General features: G+C 42.0%; 22 protein-coding genes and 1 pseudogene. 11 read left to right on the top strand and 12 right to left on the bottom strand.

Going from position 1 to position 21006, the window contains the following annotated elements:
* The 10 genes and pseudogenes from ACYQ5K_RS05485 to ACYQ5K_RS05440 form a co-directional block, all read right to left on the bottom strand.
* Positions 1 to 2619: an SMEK domain-containing protein gene (locus ACYQ5K_RS05485; protein ID WP_459777327.1), complete on the bottom strand. Its 2619-nt coding sequence runs from the start codon at positions 2617 to 2619 to the stop codon at positions 1 to 3.
* A gap of 40 nt (positions 2620 to 2659) precedes the next feature.
* Positions 2660 to 3748: a PDDEXK nuclease domain-containing protein gene (locus ACYQ5K_RS05480; RefSeq protein WP_118173432.1), complete on the bottom strand. Its 1089-nt coding sequence runs from the start codon at positions 3746 to 3748 to the stop codon at positions 2660 to 2662.
* Between the two features lie 11 nt (positions 3749 to 3759).
* The gene (locus tag ACYQ5K_RS05475; protein WP_015528556.1) at positions 3760 to 4035 is read right to left on the bottom strand and encodes a hypothetical protein; all 276 of its coding nucleotides are present in this window, start codon (positions 4033 to 4035) and stop codon (positions 3760 to 3762) included.
* An 89-nt stretch (positions 4036 to 4124) separates the two neighbouring features.
* Positions 4125 to 6111: pseudogene (locus tag ACYQ5K_RS05470) on the bottom strand (recombinase family protein).
* Positions 6092 to 6322, bottom strand: a complete 231-nt coding sequence (locus tag ACYQ5K_RS05465) for a helix-turn-helix domain-containing protein (protein ID WP_055303625.1) — start codon at positions 6320 to 6322, stop codon at positions 6092 to 6094. The pseudogene ACYQ5K_RS05470 and the gene ACYQ5K_RS05465 overlap by 20 nt, the downstream one beginning before the upstream one ends.
* Before the next feature lie 90 nt (positions 6323 to 6412).
* Positions 6413 to 6598, bottom strand: a complete 186-nt coding sequence (locus ACYQ5K_RS05460; RefSeq protein WP_096239158.1) for a hypothetical protein — start codon at positions 6596 to 6598, stop codon at positions 6413 to 6415.
* Positions 6599 to 6614: 16 nt separating this feature from the next.
* Positions 6615 to 7904 (bottom strand): plasmid recombination protein, encoded by a 1290-nt coding sequence (locus ACYQ5K_RS05455; protein WP_173786257.1) that lies wholly within the window; start codon positions 7902 to 7904, stop codon positions 6615 to 6617.
* A 348-nt stretch (positions 7905 to 8252) separates the two neighbouring features.
* A complete protein-coding gene (locus ACYQ5K_RS05450) occupies positions 8253 to 8468 on the bottom strand; it encodes an LLM class flavin-dependent oxidoreductase (RefSeq protein WP_173786258.1) in 216 nt (71 codons plus the stop codon).
* Positions 8469 to 8867: 399 nt separating this feature from the next.
* Positions 8868 to 10241 carry a DNA primase family protein gene (locus ACYQ5K_RS05445; RefSeq protein WP_459777326.1) on the bottom strand — a complete coding sequence of 458 codons (1374 nt, stop codon included), beginning with the start codon at positions 10239 to 10241 and terminating at the stop codon, positions 8868 to 8870.
* The gene (locus ACYQ5K_RS05440; RefSeq protein WP_173786260.1) at positions 10216 to 10836 is read right to left on the bottom strand and encodes a CHC2 zinc finger domain-containing protein; all 621 of its coding nucleotides are present in this window, start codon (positions 10834 to 10836) and stop codon (positions 10216 to 10218) included. The genes ACYQ5K_RS05445 and ACYQ5K_RS05440 overlap by 26 nt, the downstream gene beginning before the upstream one ends.
* A gap of 240 nt (positions 10837 to 11076) precedes the next feature.
* Between ACYQ5K_RS05440 and ACYQ5K_RS05435 the strand changes: the two genes are divergently transcribed.
* The 11 genes from ACYQ5K_RS05435 (at position 11077) to ACYQ5K_RS05385 (ending at position 19275) form a co-directional block, all read left to right on the top strand.
* A complete protein-coding gene (locus ACYQ5K_RS05435; protein ID WP_096239154.1) occupies positions 11077 to 11559 on the top strand; it encodes a MarR family winged helix-turn-helix transcriptional regulator in 483 nt (160 codons plus the stop codon).
* Positions 11552 to 12085, top strand: coding sequence for a flavodoxin domain-containing protein (locus ACYQ5K_RS05430; protein ID WP_204618700.1), 534 nt, complete (start codon positions 11552 to 11554; stop codon positions 12083 to 12085). The genes ACYQ5K_RS05435 and ACYQ5K_RS05430 overlap by 8 nt, the downstream gene beginning before the upstream one ends.
* A gap of 10 nt (positions 12086 to 12095) precedes the next feature.
* Positions 12096 to 12488 carry a hypothetical protein gene (locus tag ACYQ5K_RS05425; RefSeq protein WP_173688848.1) on the top strand — a complete coding sequence of 131 codons (393 nt, stop codon included), beginning with the start codon at positions 12096 to 12098 and terminating at the stop codon, positions 12486 to 12488.
* 166 nt (positions 12489 to 12654) lie between these two features.
* On the top strand, positions 12655 to 13812 hold the full coding sequence (locus ACYQ5K_RS05420) for a DUF6076 domain-containing protein (RefSeq protein WP_459777325.1): 1158 nt from the start codon (positions 12655 to 12657) through the stop codon (positions 13810 to 13812).
* Positions 13813 to 13899: 87 nt separating this feature from the next.
* Positions 13900 to 14862, top strand: coding sequence for a DUF2268 domain-containing putative Zn-dependent protease (locus ACYQ5K_RS05415; RefSeq protein WP_092979410.1), 963 nt, complete (start codon positions 13900 to 13902; stop codon positions 14860 to 14862).
* Positions 14846 to 15571: a MerR family transcriptional regulator gene (locus tag ACYQ5K_RS05410; RefSeq protein ID WP_173786263.1), complete on the top strand. Its 726-nt coding sequence runs from the start codon at positions 14846 to 14848 to the stop codon at positions 15569 to 15571. Before ACYQ5K_RS05415 ends, ACYQ5K_RS05410 begins: the two co-directional genes overlap by 17 nt.
* Before the next feature lie 63 nt (positions 15572 to 15634).
* Positions 15635 to 16810, top strand: coding sequence for a hypothetical protein (locus tag ACYQ5K_RS05405; protein WP_173786264.1), 1176 nt, complete (start codon positions 15635 to 15637; stop codon positions 16808 to 16810).
* A 119-nt stretch (positions 16811 to 16929) separates the two neighbouring features.
* Positions 16930 to 17661 (top strand): ABC transporter ATP-binding protein, encoded by a 732-nt coding sequence (locus ACYQ5K_RS05400; RefSeq protein ID WP_173786265.1) that lies wholly within the window; start codon positions 16930 to 16932, stop codon positions 17659 to 17661.
* On the top strand, positions 17658 to 18389 hold the full coding sequence (locus ACYQ5K_RS05395) for an ABC transporter permease (RefSeq protein WP_096239148.1): 732 nt from the start codon (positions 17658 to 17660) through the stop codon (positions 18387 to 18389). Before ACYQ5K_RS05400 ends, ACYQ5K_RS05395 begins: the two co-directional genes overlap by 4 nt.
* 11 nt (positions 18390 to 18400) lie before the next feature.
* A complete protein-coding gene (locus ACYQ5K_RS05390; RefSeq protein WP_173786266.1) occupies positions 18401 to 18844 on the top strand; it encodes a LytTR family DNA-binding domain-containing protein in 444 nt (147 codons plus the stop codon).
* The gene (locus tag ACYQ5K_RS05385) at positions 18841 to 19275 is read left to right on the top strand and encodes a DUF3021 domain-containing protein (protein WP_173786267.1); all 435 of its coding nucleotides are present in this window, start codon (positions 18841 to 18843) and stop codon (positions 19273 to 19275) included. Before ACYQ5K_RS05390 ends, ACYQ5K_RS05385 begins: the two co-directional genes overlap by 4 nt.
* Positions 19276 to 19332: 57 nt before the next feature.
* On the opposite strand, the gene ACYQ5K_RS05380 is transcribed toward ACYQ5K_RS05385, so the two are convergent.
* Together ACYQ5K_RS05380 and ACYQ5K_RS05375 are read right to left on the bottom strand one after the other, a co-directional pair.
* A complete protein-coding gene (locus ACYQ5K_RS05380; RefSeq protein ID WP_173786268.1) occupies positions 19333 to 20124 on the bottom strand; it encodes an ABC transporter permease subunit in 792 nt (263 codons plus the stop codon).
* Complete coding sequence (locus ACYQ5K_RS05375; RefSeq protein WP_177296726.1) at positions 20121 to 21002, bottom strand: ABC transporter ATP-binding protein; 882 nt, start codon at positions 21000 to 21002, stop codon at positions 20121 to 20123. Before ACYQ5K_RS05375 ends, ACYQ5K_RS05380 begins: the two co-directional genes overlap by 4 nt.
* Positions 21003 to 21006 lie beyond the last annotated feature (4 nt).

The following is a 21006-nucleotide window of genomic DNA, read 5'->3' as shown; positions in this document are numbered from 1 at the left end:
TCACTTCATATTATCTATTAAGGTAGGTACATTGTGATCTCTAATCCCTGCAAGCCACATGTTTCCATTTCCCCAATATTCCTTTATTGCATTACTCTCACTAATTTTTACTTTGATTTTTATTACATATTCAGGATTATTAGTTGCATATTCTAATATTACCCTATTTATAAATTGAATTGCCCAATGAAATCCCATTTTAAAATTCAATCGAAACAGATTCCATAAAAATGCATTCTCGTACACTGTTCTATATAAATAATTATAATGTTCAGCTTTCTCACTTAATCCATATTCAAAACCCTTAGACAGTCTATCGGCTCTATAGAAATCAAATTCCTCTGCATCTACTTTTCCACGTAACCATAGTATATCAGCTATCGAACACAATTCGCTTGCTAATCCAGTTACCAAAGCAGGATAAGCATTCTTCAATGTCCATTCCATAATATCTTCTGACTTACGCATACTTTTTCTATTTCCATTAATATAATTATTAATCAATGTATTAAAAAACTTTTTTAACCACTCTTCTGAGTTATCTGCCATTCGATAAAGTGCTTCCAAGCAAGACGATATTTCATCTATGATTTTATAATAGTTTTCTTGCTCAGATTCCTGCAACGAATATTCCACATAATATTCCATCATAGTGCATGCATCTGAAGCAATAACTGCCACTTTATCTTCTTGTTTCGCATAATCCAAGCATAACTTAACTATATCATCTCTTCCGATTATATTTTTCTTATATATTTCTTCGTTTTTCAAAAGTCGAATAATACATGGTCTTCCATTACCAATTGGGGACAATTTCATTTGTGGTGATTCTTGTCTAATATGTAATAACTCACCTTCAAATGCGAACAAATTAATATTCTTCACAAAGTCGAACAACATGCCTTGTTCCAGAATCTCCGACCCTTGTTCTTCGAAATAATTATCACAAAACCTTGACTTAACAATTCCAATTTCTGTTTGCCTTTTCCAACTTTGCGGAATCTCATCAGAAAAAGTAAGGCTATATAAAAACTTATCTCTATTTACCTGTATAAACATTTTATTTGAAATCCAAATCTGATACCGTCTATACACACATCGCCCAAGATTTTCTATTTCATCATAGAAGGTCTTATACTTCCCTTTGCACAAATCAAAAGCTTTATCAAAATAATGTTCAAAGCAAATATCTTCGAAAATATCATATTTCAGTCTAATATAATCTCCTTGTTGAGCAATTACACCTTCTGAAAGCAATGCATGCATTATGTCTCTATCTATATCGTCCTTATGAATACCCAACATAAATTTTCTAGCTCTTTCAAACACAATCTTCTCAACAGTTTCAATAACTTTGTTACTGAGTATGCCATACATTCGAGATTTTTCCTCCAAACATATTATGTTTTTCCAAATATATTCTCTTAGAGAATTTTCATCACCTATATTATCAATATCCATCGAATTACTAACTATCAAGTTTATATAAAAGGGCGATTTTAATAAATCAACATATGAATTTGTTTTATACATTTTATGAATAATCGGATATTGCTTCATAAGCAATGCAAGTTCATCTTCTGTTATATCGCCAACTTCATAAATTTTTATTGAAAAATTTGTTTCCAGTTTAATAAAAGCATTTTTATCACTCGTTCTACAAGATGTTACTATGTACACATTTTGATATTCTGCCGCCATATCATACAAATACTGTAATAATTCAAATTTTGTTTCGGCACAGTCCGCAATAAACTCGAGAGCATCAATAAAGAATATTAATTTCTTTCCATTAATACACTCTAAAACGTCTTGGATACAGCAACCCCAAATGTCGTCAATATGACTTTCTTCCAAAAATCTTTCAGCACGAGCATATAAAACCAATTTTTCATTTTCAACATATTTTTTGCATAAAACAGATTTACCGCTACCAGCTCCACCTTGTATTGAAATATATCGCTCATTGTCTTTTGTTATTTTTTCAAGAAATTCATTTCTATCGATTTCATATTCTCCGTTAATCAATCCTTCAATATTTTTCAACCCTGAATTACTAAGTTCCAATGCACCTTTAAATTTTCTGATATTAATATTAAAGTTCTCATACTCATCCTTTAATACCTTGTATAATTTCTTCTGAAAATTAAGATCATTTTGTGCTTTAGTTATAATATCATTTGTAGTAATCAAATTATCTTTAATAGTAAATGAAATACTCCCAATTTGATTATCCCCACTATACTCTCTCACCTTATCAATACTATTATTACTAAGTACAAAAAATACAATATTCTTTAAGTCCGAGCATTTTTTATCTTTTGAATCCCTTATCTTTTCCAATGTAGTTTTTATTTTTGTTGGTACATCTTGTACAGTACTTACCTGCACTAAAAGTTCTCTGTTTTCTGATATCAAATCTACATATGGATAAGTTGCCGTCTCGTCATTCAGATTACTAAACTTCTGTCCGAACCATACATTACATACCTCAATCGCAAATAACTCAAACATTTTTGCAGCATCAAATAATCCGTTTTTATTTGCCATTTTGATTTTTTCATCATATGAAGACATATATTCAATTATGAAACCCATTCTTTCGTTTGAATTCAACATATATTCAATGCTCCTTATCCGTTAGTTTCTTTTAAAATATTTACCTGAGTTCATTCTCAATTTCTTCTATCGTTGGCATAGAAGCTCTATATTCCACAGGCAATAAATTTGACAACTTATACTCAGATATTCCTATCGGTTCTTTTGAACTATTTACCGCATATTTTGCAAGGATATTATTTTTGCTTTTGCATATAATCAGACCAATTGTTTTTGCATCAAAATCTGTCTTGACCAAATCATCCACAATATTCACATATGTACCAATCTGTCCAATGTCTCTCGATGTAAAAGCTACTATTTTAACTTCAACAACAACGTAACAATGCAAATACAGATGATAAAATAAAAGATCTATTTTTTCCTCTGTTCCTTCAATCGGTATTGTATATTCTCTTCCAACAAAAGCAAAACCTTTTCCAAGTTCCATAAGAAATTTTGTGATGTTGTCCATCAATGCGTCTTTTAACTCTTTCTCACTATAATCTTCTCTGATTGCTACGAAGTCGAAATTATATGGATCCTTTGTTATTTCCTGTGCAAGGTCGCTTTGTGGTTCAGGCAATGCGTATTCAAAGTTTGAAATTGCTTTTCCCTGACGCTCATATAAATCGGTATCAAGAAAATTTAAAAGTACTGCCCTTGACCAATTATTTAAAATCGTTTTCTTCACAAAAAATATTGATTTTTCCCTGTCCAATTTACATTTATCAATGATAGCTCTATGATGTCCCCACGGAATCGAAAACAATTCTTTATCTGATAAATCTCCCACAAGTTGTGGAACATTTATTGAATCCTCTTTGCTCTTCAATTCTTCCACAAATTGTGGAAGAATTGGATCACTGTACAATTCATAAAATTTCTTCATATATCTGAGATTCGAACTTGATAAGCCTTGAACCCCTGGCAAAATTGTTCTCATATCTTTACTTAAATTAACAAAAAATCCACTGCCCCACTTACTTTCAGCCGATTTTTCTACAATATCTCTTCCTATAGACCAATAGAAACCAATCATTTCCTGATTAACAGAAACAGATGCCTTAATCTGTCTCTGTTTATAGCGTTTTCCTATGTCCTCAATCCACTTCCTATACTCTTCATCCATTTTTATAAGTTGATTCATGTAAACCCCTTTCAGAATTCTGTTTTTTCCCACATCTCTTTATAGGCATTGACATAAAAATTTATACATCCAGGATATGTGTATACAAATCTTCTGCACAACTTTTTATACAATTCCAGCATACTCGCATCATCTGCGAAATCTAATAAGTAATCGAGACAATGAGACAATTCTTCTTCTGATACCTCTCTGTTGCACAATTCCTCCACTATGGGTAAATATATTTCATATGCCTGCTGTCTAATCTTGTTGAGCTCAATTACCGCGCTAAATATATCATTTCCCATTCCATTTGACCTCCAAATAACTGATATAATTTCTTCAATAGTTATTATAATCAAAGCTCACAGTAAATAACATATAAATAACGCTCATATTAAATCACCCCAAAATGTTTTAATGCATTCTTTATCGCTTCTACTTTCTCCGCCGTCGGATGCCTTCTCGGCTGTTTCAACTCTTCTACCATATTAGGTGCATCATACATCGGCAATCCTAAATTTCTTTTTACCTCTGCGATATATGCCGTATGTACTTTGAAGCCATATTTTTCTTCAATATATTCTTGTATCATTTTATATGTAACCCTTGGAGCCGGCTGATATTGCTTTGCCCGCTCCGCAATTTTATCTAAAGGTACCTTTTCTTCACCTTCTCCAAATTCAACTTTCACATCTATATGGCTATCTGGTGACTTGTGGGACAAGAGCACGATGCTTTCGACGGTTGTTTCAGTTTCCAAGGGAAGTTCTTTCACTTCCTCGCCATCAACAGGCACAGGGAAATTGAATACGATCTTCTTTATCCAGCTTCCGTCTTTCCTTTTCTCCGGGAACATTTCAATTCGCTCGATAAAGGCTTTCATAAACTCTTTCTGTTCCGCTTCCGTTGCGGAATGGTAGACTTCATCAAATGCCAGTAAGAGCCGATAGATATTGTCGCCGGAGATTTTCTCCTGCTGAATGCTGCGGATTTGGCTTTGCAATTCGCCAATCTGAACTTCGATATCCTCTATGGTATCATACTGCTCATCATAGCGGCGCTGCAAGTCCAAAATCTTTCTGTCATGGTGGGCATCGTTGATGTCCAAGGTGTCCATCTGACGCTCCAAGCGGCTTTTCGTTCCAAAGGCTTGCTTTAACTGACCTTGCAGAACGGCGATCTGCTTTTCCATATCCTCTGTATCAACTGCCGAGCCGATTTTCGCCTGAATCGCTTCTACAAACCGAGGATTGTTGACCATAGCGGATATAATCTTTGCCACAAACTTATTGATTTCCGTCTGCTCGATATTCAGTCGGAAGCTGCACTCATGCCCGGTTGGTGTTACTGTGTTTTTACAGTAGTAATAATATCTTGTTTTCTTGTCCTTGCTGTGAGCCTTGGCGATATTGCCATACATACTCTTTCCGCAGCATGGACATTTCAGAATACCGGACAGGATATGTGCGTGATCTGGATTATTGACCTTTTCCCGCTTAAAGGAATTGATCTTGCGCTTTTCCTGTGCCAGATACCAATCTTCTTCGGAAATGATGGCTTCGTGCTGCCCGTCATAAATAGGGAACTCTGACTGCTCAACCACGTGCATCTCGTTTCTTGTACCCTGTTTCTTTTCCCGTCCTGCGTCTGCCATAGGCTATCTTACCCATGTAAACAGGATTGTCCAGTACATCCTGCACGAAGCTCCTTGAAAATCCGGGAATAGTATTGTTCTGCCGTAGCTTCTTGACAAAGCCATTACGATTCAAATATTTTGCAACTCCGGCAACGCCCTCGTTGGTGTGAATGTAGCGGTCATAAATGACACGGATTACTTCCACTTCATCCTCTGCAATGACAAGATCACCGTTTTCCAGACTATAGCCATAAGGGGCAAAACCACCATTCCACTTGCCCTCACGAGCCTTTTGCTCCCGTCCTGCCATGGTCTGAGTTCGGATATTCTCACGCTCGATTTCTGCCACCGCAGACAGCACAGAAATCATCAGCTTTCCGGCATCCTTGGAACTATCAATGCCATCCTCCACGCAGATCAGATTGACACCGAAATCCTGCATGAGCTGCAAAGAGTTCAGAACGTCCGCCGCATTTCTGCCAAATCGGGAGAGCTTAAAGACCAGCACATAAGATACGCCGTCTTTGCAGTCCTGAATGTCATTCAGCATCCGTTGAAAGTCCTGCCGTCCTTGGATGTTCTTTCCGGAAAAGCCCTCGTCAGAATACTCCCCGGCAATAACCATATCTTCGTATGCCGCATACTTTCTTAACTTGTCACGCTGGGCATCCAAGCTGTATCCGTCAACCTGCATAGAGGTGGACACTCTTGTATAAAGATAGCATTTAAGTTGTTTCTTTTTCAGAATCGCCACCTCCCTCGTTCATTTCTTTTACCATAAGTCCTTCGTTGCGGATATAATACTCCAAAAGCCACAGCACATAATCCGGTGCATGGCGGTTATCCAATTCCCACTCGGTCATAGTCCGGTAAGGGATATGGACGAGCTTGCAAAAATCTTTCCGGTTCAGTCCTGTACTTTCCCGCAACTTGATAATTCTGTTCTTACAATCCATCTGTCTTTTCTCCGTAAAAAACATAAATACACGTTGCGTAATCATTATAGCATAGCCACAGCGAATACGCAACGTGTAAATTGTAAATTTTTACGCAGCCTTATTCGTCAAAGGCTGCGCTTGATTACTTTCCTCGGAATGCTCCACTTTCTGCGGTGCATCCTGCTCCAATTTATCCAAAACCTGATGTCCATATTTTTGGAGCATCTGGCTCATAACATCCACACAGCGGACAAATGCCGCATTATACTTTGCATCCTCATAATATTTCTTCAATAAGCAGTTACCTCCATTAAATTTCCATATCCTGTCCACGCTTCCGGGCAGGGTGTTTGTGTTCATACAGTTCCTTTCCTCTGGCGAGGATGGCATTGATAAAAGCCCAGACCTTTTCAGATGCAATCTCAATCGCATCCAGGAAAGGCTGGACTTTCTGTTTCAGTTCCTCATGGTCTTTATCCAGTTTTTCATAACGGTCTTTCCAGATCTTTGCGCTTTTCTCTGCCTTCTCAAATTTCTGCTTGTATTTCAGCTTCTCAGACTTTTCCGCAAAGCTGCTGACCGCATAATCTTTTAGGGTACGGCACTCATCCGCTGACAGCGTGATATTTCCGGTGATGGGATTTTTCTTACCCATCGACTCAATCTCATGTGCGGTCATAGCAACAGAGTTGGCAGCCTGCGTTTCCTTTTTCAGAGCTTCCAGTTTCTTTTTCTGCTTTTCCGTGGCAGCTTTGGCGTCCTCCAAACTCTGCTCGGCCTGTGCCACCTGTCCGGTCACAGCTTCCAAACGCTGCTGTTCTGCCTGCACCTTAAACTGCGTCACCGTCAGATGCTCCTCGGTGCTGCCACGCTCTCCACGCTCCACATCGGTATATCCGGCAGCTCGCATGAACTGAAAAAAGTCATCCTGCAACACACTGTAGGACGACTTCAAAATCTTTTTCCCTTTTGCGTTCAACATGGGATTTCCGTTTTCATCAAGAACGGGCTTAGACTCCCATTTCTTGCTGCGGCTGACCTGCGTGATCGTTTCCTTTACCGTTCCCCGGAGGGATTCATCCTTGCACCGCTTCGACCACAGGATTTGCTTTTCCACCACCGGGATATAAACCGCATGAAGGTGATAGTGGTACACATCCTCGCCCAGTGCTTCAGACATTGCCCGGTTGCGTTCATCGGCGTGCATCACAGCGGAGAGGATATACTGCTCACCGCCTACGATCTCCACGGCGGCTTTATAGGCATCGGCATAAAACTGTTTTGCAAATTCATAGCCGCCGTGGTTATAAAAATATGCGGAGTTCACATCGAAGATCAACTCACCGTATTTGACGGCATCCGGTTTCAGACCTCTTGTGGAAATCACCTTGTGTCGTTCCAACTGCTCAAACATTTCTGTATAGCTGGCGCTGGGAGCTTTGAAATGGACGTTAAGCGGAGTGCGTTCCGGCACGATGTCCACATTGGAATAACGGTCTTTTTTACGCTCATTGTGTTCCTGTACCTTAGCCACATCATCCGAGGTTTCCAAGTCTTGATTTCTGGCTAAGGTACGGTCAATTCCATCATTTCTTGCCATAGATTTTCTTCCTTTCTTTGGGATTTGCAGACAGCGGGGAGCTACGGAGAGGCACTTTTTCAAAGTGTAATAACCCACTATTACACTTTCATCCATACTGGCTGCAAAGTGCCGTGGGCTCTCCGAGGGCTCCTCCGGAGGGGGTATGCGGTCGCTGCGGCGACCTCTGCTGACCAAGGCGAAAATGTCTGCGCCTTTTCCCATGGTCAGCCCGTCTGCATGAAGCTGTTCTGCGGAACATTTCTTGCAGACGGCGGCAGCGAAAACCGTATCTTTCACTGCCTGTCCATAGGCAGCACTGCGGTGCACCTATGGGGACGGGAGATGCGAGGGGCTGTTGCCGGGGCATCACTTCTCCCGTCTTTTCTGCCATACGATGTCGTAGCCAAGCACATCGGCAAGCTCCAATACTTCCTTGTATCGGATGCTTTCCCGCTGCAATTTTGCGGACAGGTTGGAAACGCTGTCGCTCCAACCGTATTCGTCCGAGAGCAGATCAACCACTTCCTGCATAGTCATTCCGACACGGATGATCTGTGCCTTGATTTCATTGCGTACATTCATATTGAAAATTCCTCCATAATTTTGATTTGTAGTTCGGTGCAATGGCTACTCCCCAAAATGGAGCAGATGCACCGAACAGTGAAAAATCCGCTTTCTCCAAAATCGTTTTAATTTCGTTGGTGCGATACTCTGTCCATATAGGCATATATCCCACTTCACTGTTCCGTGCGGTTTGGTCTGGAACAGTGAAAACACCTACTGTTTCATGAACTGGGTGCATGGTTTGGAGAAACACGATTTAGTGAAATGGTTTCGTCCTACGGTCAAAAACTTTGCCGTTTCCATTACCTTTGATTTTCAATGCCCGAAAACAGGTCAGTTTTGGCCGTCGATTATTCCTATAAAAAGAAAAACAGGCAAAACGCTGCGTACATACATACAGAAAATGAAAGGCAGGATTCAGTCCTGCCATTCCTCCGGTACGTACGTACATGGCGAAACATCGTAAAACCCGTTTATATTAGGTCGTGCCACAGCTTCCACGCCCATAAATCCCCATACCCGCCGTCCGGCAGAGTTGGTGACGTTGTTGCAATGCTCCAAGTTGAATTTCTTGGCATTGGCAACCATGGCATCACTGAAGCTGCGGGATTTCAGAGGGGCAAGGGAATTTTCCTCGCACCACAGGCGATAGATAGCGTAGAAGTCCTTGGAACTAATGGAAGCATCCGCTTTGCGACGGATGTATCCCTCCGACTCCATGAAGTCAAAGATATTGTTGTTGTCACGCTTGACCGCTTCCCGGTTTTCACGGATGCGGTCACTCTCCGTAAACTTAAAGTTGTTGGCAGCGAGCCGCTGTAAGCCTTCAAATGCCCAGAGGAAAATCCCCTCGGCTTCGGCTTTCATTTTCTCTGCAAGGTCGGGATCGTCGGCTCTGTCCACAGGCTTTTCCTTGGTAGTCAGCACAAGCTGTCTGCGGTAAAAACCATCGCTGCGGTCATACAGTGCTTGCAGATCGCCGTTGCTGAATGCCATCAACCGGGCGAACATCCAGCCCTGATAGCTCTGTTTGCCCTTGCGTTCCAAGTCCATCTTGCCCTGTGCGGTTACGATGGATTTTACGTAGTTGGTCTGGCGCAGAGCTTCCATCCGCATATCATCATCCACGCACAGCAGGATGTGTTCCAGATCGGCACGGGCAAATCGGTTTTCAGAAATCTTACCGATACTGCCGTCTTTCATATTCGTGCCGAATATAGCAGACAGCATCGAACCGATTTGGGATTTGCCCTCGCCGCCGTTGCCCTTAATCACCATCATGCGCTGACCCTTGTTGGAGGGAATCAGGCAGTAACCGATGAACTCCTGCAAGGTAGGGATATCCTCCGGGTATAGCAGACCGTCCAGAAAGTTCAGCCACAGGGCAGGTACATCAGCGTTTGGATTGTAGGAAACAGGCAAGCGGCTCTGTACGATTTCCTTTTTCCCCTCGATAAATCTCCCGTCCAGCATGAGCGTTCCATTCGCAACATGGATGCGGTCAGGCTGCGGTGGCAGATCCTCAACCATTGCTTCCAGTTTCAGTAATTCCATGATATTTTTGATCTTCTGCGGTACGCTGCTGATAGTGTAGCTTTTCAGCTTCTCGTAGACCTCGCCCCGCAGGAAAATATCATCTGTTACCCGTCCATTGGGCGTAAAGAAAGCCCTGTTTGCGAAAATAATTCTGCGCTCTTGCAGAAATTCTTCACAAAACAGAGCTTCGTTGATGTTCTGCCCGTCAAACCAGACAGGTAAATTCATATCAGGCGTTTTCCGGTTCTTCGCCATTGAGCGCCACCTCCTTTTTCTTTCGTGCGGTGTACTCTTTCAGAAAAGTGATCTTGCCGCTTTTCATCAGCTCGTCCACCAGAGAAACACGTTCTTCCAGATCGCCTACGGTCAGCACATCTGCCATATATTCGATATGGCAGTGCATCTGGCAGGCTTCCACAAAGCGGTCATCCAGAGCATCGTCCGGTGTTTTCGGAGCATACCGCACTTTCCAATCTTCAAGAAGATGCAGATAATCCGTCAGCACCCGGAAGCACAACCTTTCGTCCTCTCGGAATTGGCGGATATAGGGATGTTTCGGCTTGACCATAGCTGCGGCAGTGGGCGGTTTCGGGTCAAGTCCGAAGTCCGAAGCCAACTTTTGCGCCGCTTGCAAGCTCGTCAGATTGAACAGCCTTGCCACAAGGTCGATCACATCTCCCTTGGCTCCGCAGCCAAAGCAGAAGAAATAGTCCTCATTCAGCTTCAAGCTCGGATGCCGGTCATTGTGGAACGGGCAGCAAGCCATACCGTTGCGGTTGACTTTCAGCCCGTAATGTTCGGCGGCTTGCTTTACGCTGATTGCCGCCTTGATGGTTTCATAGATTGTCATAGAAAAACCTCCGTTCATAATAGTCTGGAAAGCACGAAGCACCCGCCGTGATTGGCAGGTGCTTCGCTCTTTCTACTATGGTTATGACGGATTTTGAAAAAAACAGGCTAAAAGCAGGACAACCCTATTTCAAAAAACAGGACAACTTATCTTACAATATAGATTTCGCCCTATTCTATTGACAAATAATAGGTAATGTGTTACCTTATTAAAGGTAATATATTACCTATGGAGGATAGAATGAATATTAAAGAAGTAATCAACAGTGGCAAAGTTGACTTTACAGGGATTGAACAATCCTATTTTTTGCTTGGTTTACTGAGTGCCTTTGATAATAGATTTCAAGCAGTCGCAGATGGTACGATGCAAGAGATCAGCTGGAAGCAGTTTTTTGCAATTATCTGTATCAATATGTGTAAAGAGAAGCCAACTATCAAGGAGCTTGCGGAGATCATGGGAAGCTCTCACCAGAATGTAAAACAGATTTTATTGAAGCTTAAAAAGAAAGGATTTGTTGATATTACTGCGGACGAAAGCGATAAGAGAAAGCAGCGTATTGAGCTTACCGATTATTGCAGAGCGTTTTGCGCAAAAAATGATGAAATGACCATGAAAATCATGAAGAAAATGTTTGACGATGTGTCAGAGGAACAGCTGCAAACAACCATACAGACCATTATACAAATCGGAGATAACTTACAGGAGATTCAGGGACATGAGTAAAGGTATTATTTTATTTCAATCGAAATATGGCGCAACAAAAAAGTATGCGGACTGGTTAGCCGAAATGACCGGGTATGATTGTGCTGAAACAAAAAACGCAAATGCTGTGGATCTGAAACCCTATGATGTGATCCTGCTGGGTGGCGGTGTTTACGCTTCCGGCATTGCAGGATTCCAATTTATTAAGAAGAATATAGGTCAGTTAGCAGATAAAAAGATCGCTGTGTTTGCAGTAGGTGCTTCTCCATACGATGAGAAGGCAATCTTGCAAATGAGAGACCTGCATTTCAAAAACGAACTTCGTAGTATACCGCTATTCTATTGCAGAGGGGCTTGGGATGAAGAAACAATGAAATTTACGGACAGAGCGCTTTGTAAGATGCTCCAGAAAGCAGTTGCAAAACAAAATCCAGATGAATATGAGCCCTGGCAAAAAGCATTGATGTGTGCAGTGGGGCAAAAATGTGATTGGACGGATCAATCCTATTTAGAACCGTTGCTGAAGCAAATTGAAAAATGGAGATAGAAAGATTTATATGAAGAAGTATGTGATTGTGTTTTTGATATGGGTTATGATTATACCTATCGCAATATTAAATGGTGGATTCCGTGAATATGTGCTTATGGTGCATCTTGAGATACTGGCACTCCCATTAAGCGGGATTATTTTGAGCGTTTGCATCTTTCTTGTTGCATATCTGTTTGTGCCTAAAATCAAAGGGTGTGTAAAACGAGATTACATTTTATTTGGCGTGATGTGGTTTGTTTTGACGAACTTATTTGACTTGTCATCCTACATCAAATCTGGTGAAGGATTTGCAGGCTTGCTTCAATCTTACAACATTCTGACTGGAAATACATGGATACTTGTTGTTTTATCGGCTTTGATTTCACCAATGTTGGTTATGAAAATAAAAGGGAGGAAGTAAGGTGAATCCTTCAATTTTTTTCATGAATAACTGATAAAAACAGGTCGTTGACTGTACGCATTGCGAAAGGTTGGCGGCCTGTGTTTTTTATATGGAGGAAATGTAGATTTCTTCACATTTGCATGGTATAATTAAAAAATTCAAAAAACAGGACAGGAGGGCAAGCATGAATCAAGAACTGATGACATTGGATTTTTGGCAGGATACGGTCATATATGAGGGCAAAACATTTCCTGTCGGCACTCTTGCCTGTGATGCACTGAATGTTCCTGCGGATACCATTGCAAAGATGAATGAGCAATGCGGGAAAATCAATCTGCTGCTTGGTCTGCTGAACGCCGGGCAGGATGCTTCTGCGCTATTTCCTATGGCAAGGGAAGCTGCTCTGACAATGTTGGGGATTCTCAGTAAAACGCTGCCATTCTCCCACATGGACATACCAAAGCACCGGGAACGGATAGAAAAGGTATTTACTGCCGACAATGCGCTGAAATATGTGGAGTTTGCTATAAAAGCCGCAACCAACTCCTTGCAGTTTGAAGAAGTTCCGAAATATGCGGATGCAATCATACTCCAACGCTATACCGCTGTGTTTGGACATCTGGCATACTCCCTTGGGGAATATCAAACGGCAATGCTTGATTTTGCAGAAAAATCAGACGGTAACGAAGCAGACCGCACCGCAGAGGGCTTCGCCAGAATGTTCGGCAGCTATTTCCCGCCAGAGTTGTCTATCACAGAGGGCTTCGCCAGAATGTTCGGCAGCTATTTCCCGCCAGAGTTGTCTATCACAGAGGGCAATGCCTGGATGTCTACCCTGAACAATTCTGTTCAGTATGTATCGGTCATCCGTCCCGGCGAAGAAGTTGCAAAGCTGGTCAAACGAATCCACTATGTTTCCTTTGTTGGGATGTTCCGATCTGATCTCTTTGAGGGCTTGTGTGTCGGCCATGCGCCTAAGAAATGCAAAATCTGCGGCAAATGGTTTTTGACTACCAACGCAAGGCACACCAAATATTGCGGCGGTTATGCGCCGGGGGATAAGCTGCACCGAACCTGTCGGCAGATCGGCAATCTGAAAGGCAGAGAACAGCGGGAACTTGCGGACGATCATCCGCTGAAGCAGATATATGAGAAGCGTCTGAATACCATAAACCGCTATGTGAAGCGTGGTACTCTGGACGCTGATCTTGCAGAGATTATGAAGAAACTGGCGAAAGATAGGATGCTCCGGGCATTGAGCAATGTAGCTTATGCCAAGGGAACTTATGAAAAAGAGATGGAACAGGCTGCTTTGAAGAAAGAAGCCCTAAAGAGAATTTGAAGTTTCATCAGATAAATATTTGGAAAAAGTCTTGACTCCTACGTTGCGTAATAGTTTAAAGTGTACTTATCGATAGGAGGAAATGATATGCATGAATTTATAATAGAAATAGTAAAATCAGATGAGATTTATCGAAAGATAGCAAATGCATCGTTAGAGAAGAAAGATGATATATATCGCTATGACTTTATGAAAAAATTTGAAAAGAAATGGGATATGTATCACTGTCCGTTGAAAGCAAAACAATCTGGCGGATATGATGTGGTGATGGCAAGCGGTATGTTAGGATATTTATTGCCACAAAAAATAGGAGACACAGAACAAAAATATATTGCAGAATTAGCAGATGAAAAGTTATGGACGGATTGCGTGGCATCTATTGAAAGCTCTCTTATGACATTTGTTAGACATGGAATAGATTTGAAGGTTAAAGAGTATATGTTTACATTGATGCTCGCAGATCCATCAAGTCCCTATTCGGTGATGAATGATGGTTATTGTGGTGATGGTGGAATTCCGGGATACATATTTGGATCATTAGTACCTTCTGAAACGACAAAAACAAGGATTCCAGTTGTATTAGCTCATGAGACGAATCATAATGTAAGATTTCAATATATAAAGTGGAGTAATGAAATATCATTAGCAGAATATATGATTTGTGAAGGATTGGCAGAAAATTTTGCAGTAAAACTTTACGGTGAAGAGAACTTAGGACCATGGGTTAGTAAAACTGACCAGGAAATGTTAAATGAATATATTAAGCCACTTATCCAGGACGCTTTAGAAGTGCAAGGATTTGACAATATTACATCATATATGTATGGAGATGAAATGGCAAAATTACAAAATTATATTCCGGTGGGTATGCCTTATTGTGCTGGGTATGCATGCGGATATTATATGGTGAAATATTATTTGGATAAAACTGGAAAAGATATTGTTGACGCAACAATACTTCCAGCAGAAGAAATTTTGAAAGAAATAGATGGATTTTGGAGTGAAACGACCATTATTCGGAAAGGAAATTCCTATGAGGACAGTAAATGAGGTAAGTAAGCTAACAGGAGTAAGTATACGTACCCTTCAGTACTATGATAGTATCGGACTGTTAAAACCAACTGAGTATACAGAGGTAGGATACCGTTTGTATGATGAAGAAGCATTAGAAAGGTTGCAACAGATTTTATTGTTTAGAGAATTGGAATTTCCACTGAAAAAAATCAAAGATATTATATATAATCCTAAATTTAATAAGGAAAAAGTATTAGAGCAGCAAATAGAACTTTTGGTATTGAAGAAGGAACATATAGAAAATTTGATTGATTTTGCTCGAAGAATAAAAACGATGGGAGTAAATAAGACGGATTTTAAAGTATTTGATAAAAAAAAGATGGAAGATTATTCAAAGCGTGCAAAGGAACAATGGGGACAGATAGCCCAGTATCAGGAATTTGAAGAAAAGACGAAAGGGGTGTCTGATACACAGCAGAAGGATGTAATCAATCGTTTTATGCTTATTTTTACAGAGTTTGGCAAGATAAAAGAATTAGATACATCCTGTGATACGGTTCAATTACAGGTGAAAAAATTGCAGGATTTCATCACAGAGAATTATTACACCTGTACAAAAGAAATTTTATCAGGTCTGGGAAAGATGTATGCAAGTGGCGGAGAATTTACCGAAAACATTGATAGCTATGGTGGAGAAGGAACTGCTCTGTTTACAGCAAAAGCAATTGAGATATATTGCAAATAAGAGAGCGCAACTTTCAGTTTTCTAAATCTTTATACGCATTGTTAAATCGGAAGGAGGTGCGCTATGCTAAGTGATTTTACATGGAATATGACCGGATACATACCAAAACACCAAGTCAATCCGCACGGTGACGGTATCATTCCCTATGTGGCAGAGCGCATCTTCCAACTGGAACCGGAACCGCCAGCGGTGGGGAGCCTGAGTGAATATATCCTGACTGCCTTGCAGGAAAAGAATCTGCTATATTTTTCGTTCTTCCTGCACCACTACGAGCCGCAGCTCAACAAGCGCATCAAATCCTTTCTTGGTGTGGATGGCGGCGATCTGTATGACACAGACCGTTTTATAGATATAAAGCTCTCCTGCCGGGAGCAAATGCTCCAAAAGCTAATGGACTATGATCCTGCCAAGGGTGCAGAGTATGCTACATACATTTTTCCATTCATACGGGATGCTCTGCTCCGTTTCCGTATGGGCGAAGAAAAATGGTCGGTATCCTCTCTGACCAATTACAAAATGGTGCGGTCAATGGCTTGGCTGTATCATAACACCAAGGATGCAATCAGCGAGTTTTCAAAGAAGTACAACTGCGACCTTGCCCTTGCGGAAGAATATCTAAAGGTTGTCCGTGGTATCCGCAATCAGCAGCCATCCTATGTAACAGACGAGGACGGGGAAGAAACAGGCGAAGATGTTGCCCTTGATGATACTTGGAACTATACCGACATCCTCTGGAACGGTATACAGGCAGAAAAGGTGCAGCGGGCATTTGAGAAGCTAAACTACCGGGAACAGACCTTGCTTGAAAAGCGACTGTCGATCTGCATGACCTGCGGGCGTGTCGGCTCATGGAAGAACCGCCCCACCTTTGAGGAACTGGCAGTTATGTTTGAGGGCAGCACAGCCAGCGGTGCAGAGCGAGCCTACCGGAAAGCGGTGGACAAGCTGACAGAACTGCTGGTTGCCGAAGGTGCGCTCCATGCTGTCCGGCTGAAACAGAAATCCAAAACCAAGCGCAAAAAGAAAATCGCCGCCGCAATCTACGAATACCAAGCAGACTGCGACGGCGAATGGGGCGAGATTTCATTTGATTTTGAGAACGGCACAGCGGAAATCATCCGTCTTGCCGATTGGGATACGATGAAAACAAATCGCTATGCAAACCGGGCAATAGCGTATCTTTTGAACTGTGAGAACGAAAAGCTGCCCAAGGAAATAATGGTTGCATTCGAGTTATGAAGTTCAATAATAAACCGATGAGACATCAAAATCGACCGAACAGACAGAAATCAACATTTCTCCATTTTGATTTGCTATGATAGTACTGGCAAATAAAATCAAAATGGAGGATATCACAAATGCAAGCAATTAAAACCATGGAACTTGTCAAGCAGTATAAAACCCTGACTGCCGTGGACAGGCTCTATTTAGATATTCAGCAGGGAGAATTGTTTTCTCTACTGGGTGTAAACGGCGCAGGAAAGACCACAACTATTAAAATGCTCTCCTGTCTGACAAAACCCACAAGCGGAGACATCCTCGTAGGTGGCTATAGTACTACAAAGGAGCCGGAACAGGTAAAGCGGCTGATTGGCGTATCTCCGCAGGAAACGGCTGTTGCTCCAAACCTCTCCGTGAAAGAAAATCTGGAACTGATCTGCGGCATCCACAGTTTTTCAAAAGGTAAAACGGAAGAAAAGATTCGAGAACTTTCCGGGCAATTCGCTTTGGATACCGTTTTGAAAAGAAAAGCTGGTAAGTTATCCGGCGGTTGGCAACGCAGAGTCAGCATTGCCATGGCTCTGATCAGCGAACCGCAAATCCTGTTTCTGGACGAACCTACCCTTGGTTTGGATGTCATTGCAAGGCACGAGCTTTGGGAAACAATTCGTTCACTTAAAGGCAAGATAACCATCATTCTGACAACGCATTACATGGAAGAAGCAGAGGCTCTTTCTGACCGCATCGGCATTATGAAAAGCGGAAAACTTCTTGCGGTAGGAACAGTAGAAGAACTGAACGCATTAGCAGGAACAAATGATTTTGAAACAGCGTTCGTTTCTATTGTGAAGGAGGATACTGTGGTATGAGAATGATGACATTTGCCAAAAGATGTTCAAAAGAGATTTTGCGTGATCCGATCAACCTTGGTTTCGGTCTGGGATTCCCTTTGGTTTTGCTGGTTCTGCTTAGTGCGATACAGGCTAATATCCCGGTAAGCCTGTTTGAAATCGACACACTGACTCCGGGCATTACCGTATTCGGGCTGTCGTTTATGACTCTGTTTTCCGCAACACTAATCGCAAAAGACCGGGAAAGCGCCCTCTTGCAGAGGCTGTATACTACTCCGCTTACGGGATTTGACTTTATCATGGGATATATGCTCCCGCTATTACCTATTGCTATCGGACAGGTTCTGATCTGCTATCTGTTTGCGATTCCGTTGGGGCTGACTGTCAGCGTAAATATCGTGTACGCTGTCATTGGCATCATCCCTATGGCTGTTTTCAATATTTCTTTGGGACTTTTTTGCGGCAGCGTTTTTGGAGTGAAACAGGTTGGCGGTATCTGTGGGGCATTGCTGACCAATCTCTCTGCATGGCTTTCCGGTGTGTGGTTTGATCTGGAGCTTGTGGGAGGGGCATTTGAGAAAATTGCCAATGCGCTGCCCTTTATGCACGCAGCCGAATTGGAAAAAGCACTATTCAGCGGTAATTTTGAACTTGCAGCAACGCACATTCTACCTGTTTTGCTGTATGGTGTATTGATAACAGTTATTGCCGTATTCTGCTTTCTTAGGCAAATGAAAAAACAGTAAGGATTGAGGAGATGAAATATAAGCTCATTATCGATAAAAACGCAGAAGAAGAAATTATAGCAGTCGTTCATGCACCTTCTTCTCTGACACAGCAAATCGAGAATCTTGTTTGTAGCTATTCCGGTGAGGACTACATTATGGGATACAGGGATGACGAGATGCGGAAACTGGCATATTCAGAAATCGAATGTATTACCATTCTGAACAGAAAAGTAATTGCCATTGATATAGGTGGTAACCACTTTTCACTCAAGGACAGGCTTCGTGACTTGGAAGGTATCCTACCCTCTTACTTTATCCGCATTAACAAATCTACCCTTGCCAATGAACACCGTATTCTGCGATTTGATGCGGTGTTCAGCGGCGGTGTGGATGCCGTATTTCAATGTGGCTATAGGGAATATGTTTCCAGACGCTGCTTTGCGGAAATCAGAAGGAGGTATGAAGGAATATGAAAAAGTTTGTTTTGGAGTTTTTGCGCCGAGGGTTTGCAGCTTGCGGCATGGGTCCCATCATTTTAGCGATACTCTATCTGATTTTGCAACAGACCGCTGCCGTAGAGACTCTAACCGTAAATCAGGTCTGCATTGGAATCTTTTCAATAACCGCACTTGCTTTTATTGCAGGAGGTATGAACGCCATTTATCAAATTGAACGGTTGCCCTTGATGGTGGCAATTTTGATTCACGGCAGCGTTTTATATATCAGCTATCTCGTCACTTATTTGCTTAACGATTGGCTGGATTGGGGTGTAATGCCCATCGTAGTTTTCTCGGCTATTTTTCTTGTGGGCTATATCGTGATATGGGCGCTCATTTATTCAATAACCAAAAACAGAACAGAAAGGCTCAATGAAGCGCTAAAGCAGAAACAACAGAATCCATAGATCAGAAAAACCGCTGCAACTTCCATCCGACAAGGGATGAAAATTGCAGCGGTTTCTTTATGCGGAATGAATATCTTTTCGGGTGTATTTCCAATAGGCAACAACAATTCCCACCGTCCCGAATATAAGACCAATTGCAATTAAAGTACCATCTAAATACCCGTTGCTCACAATGTCAGCGCCCTCACAATATCCGAAAGGTGTTATGTATTTCAAGAACTCCGCAACTTCGGCGATGTTGGCGACCAGGTTCATAAAATACATCATCACCGCAATGCCAAGTCCCACGCCAGTGCTTCCTTTGCGTAGAAATGCAGAGATACCAAAGCAAATGCCCGCCAATTCAATTTGAAGCAGATAGTAAGCAAGATGCAACAGATTTATTTCTTCCCAGGGAATCTCCTCCCCGATTATAACCATGGAGCCGACGGAAATGGCATAAATAATTAGATTCAACGCTGTTATTTGAATCAGAACAGCAATCAGTTTTTCCGTAATGATTTTGACACGGCTGACAGGATGGGTCAGAAGAAATTCGGCAGTCCGCTCCTTCTCCTCTTTACTGAGAATGCCTACGGCACAAAGCGCAGCATAAAATGCACCGCCAAGTCCCAGCACATTTCCGCACTCAATGGCATAGAAGCCGACCAGTGTGCCGAAATTCAGGCGATCCATACCAAAGGCCGCAGTAAAAGAACCCATAGAGGCAAATACATCACTGATGCCATCCATTTCCCCTTTCATTTCCGGGAACAAAAACACGCAAACTGCAAGCAGCATGGCGATTGCCGCCGTCCATATCAAAAAGGAATTTTTTCCTTGCTTTAATTCGTGCTTTACAATCGTCATACTCTATCACCGTCCTTTTCATAATAATGCAGGAAGATTTCCTCCAGATCAGGCTCCGAAATATGGATGTCCAAGATGTTTCCGTCCGAAAGCTGCCGAAGCAATTGGTTTATATCGCCGCCGAATAGGAAGCTGGTGATTCCGTCTACCGTAACCTGATCCCGAATCCCGGTCAAATCCGTCAGGTCAACAGTTCCCCGCAGAGACACTCGCTTGGCATTTGTTTTTGCCAAAGTATCCACACTGTCGCAAGCAATTATTCTGCCTTCCCGAATAATGGCGGCACGGGAGCAATTATGCTGTACTTCGGATAGAATATGGCTGGAAAGAAATACGGTTGTTCCCTGACTGCTGCGCTCCCGGATGATTTCAAAAAATTCACGCTGCATAAGCGGATCAAGACCACCGGTGGGTTCATCCAAAATCAAAAGTTCCGGACGATGCTGCAAAGCACAGATGATGGCGACTTTCTTTCGATTGCCAAAGGATAATTCGTCCACCTTTCGGTTTCTATCCAACTGCAAACGCTCACAGAGGGATTTGCTTTCGGCTGCACAATTCTTTTTGCGCAGGTCGGCAGATAATTTCAAGATGTCCTTTACCTTCATGCCGGGATAAAAAATCGCTTCTGACGGAAGATACCCAACCTTCTGCAAAACAGCTTCTTTATTCTTTACCGTGTCCATACCGAAAATCTGAGCACTGCCTTTTGTGGGGGATACCAGTCCCAGCAGGGTACGAATGGTGGTAGATTTTCCCGCACCATTTGGCCCGATAAAACCGAACACTTCGCCCTGCTCCACAGACAGATTCAGTTCCAAAACACCTCTGGATTTCCCGTAATATTTGGTTAAATTCTCCGTTTTAATTGCTTCCATGATT

This window comes from Allocoprococcus similis, from assembly GCF_054660775.1.
The sequence above is the reverse complement of the archived record's forward strand: the minus strand, read 5'-3'. Positions and strand labels throughout refer to the sequence as shown.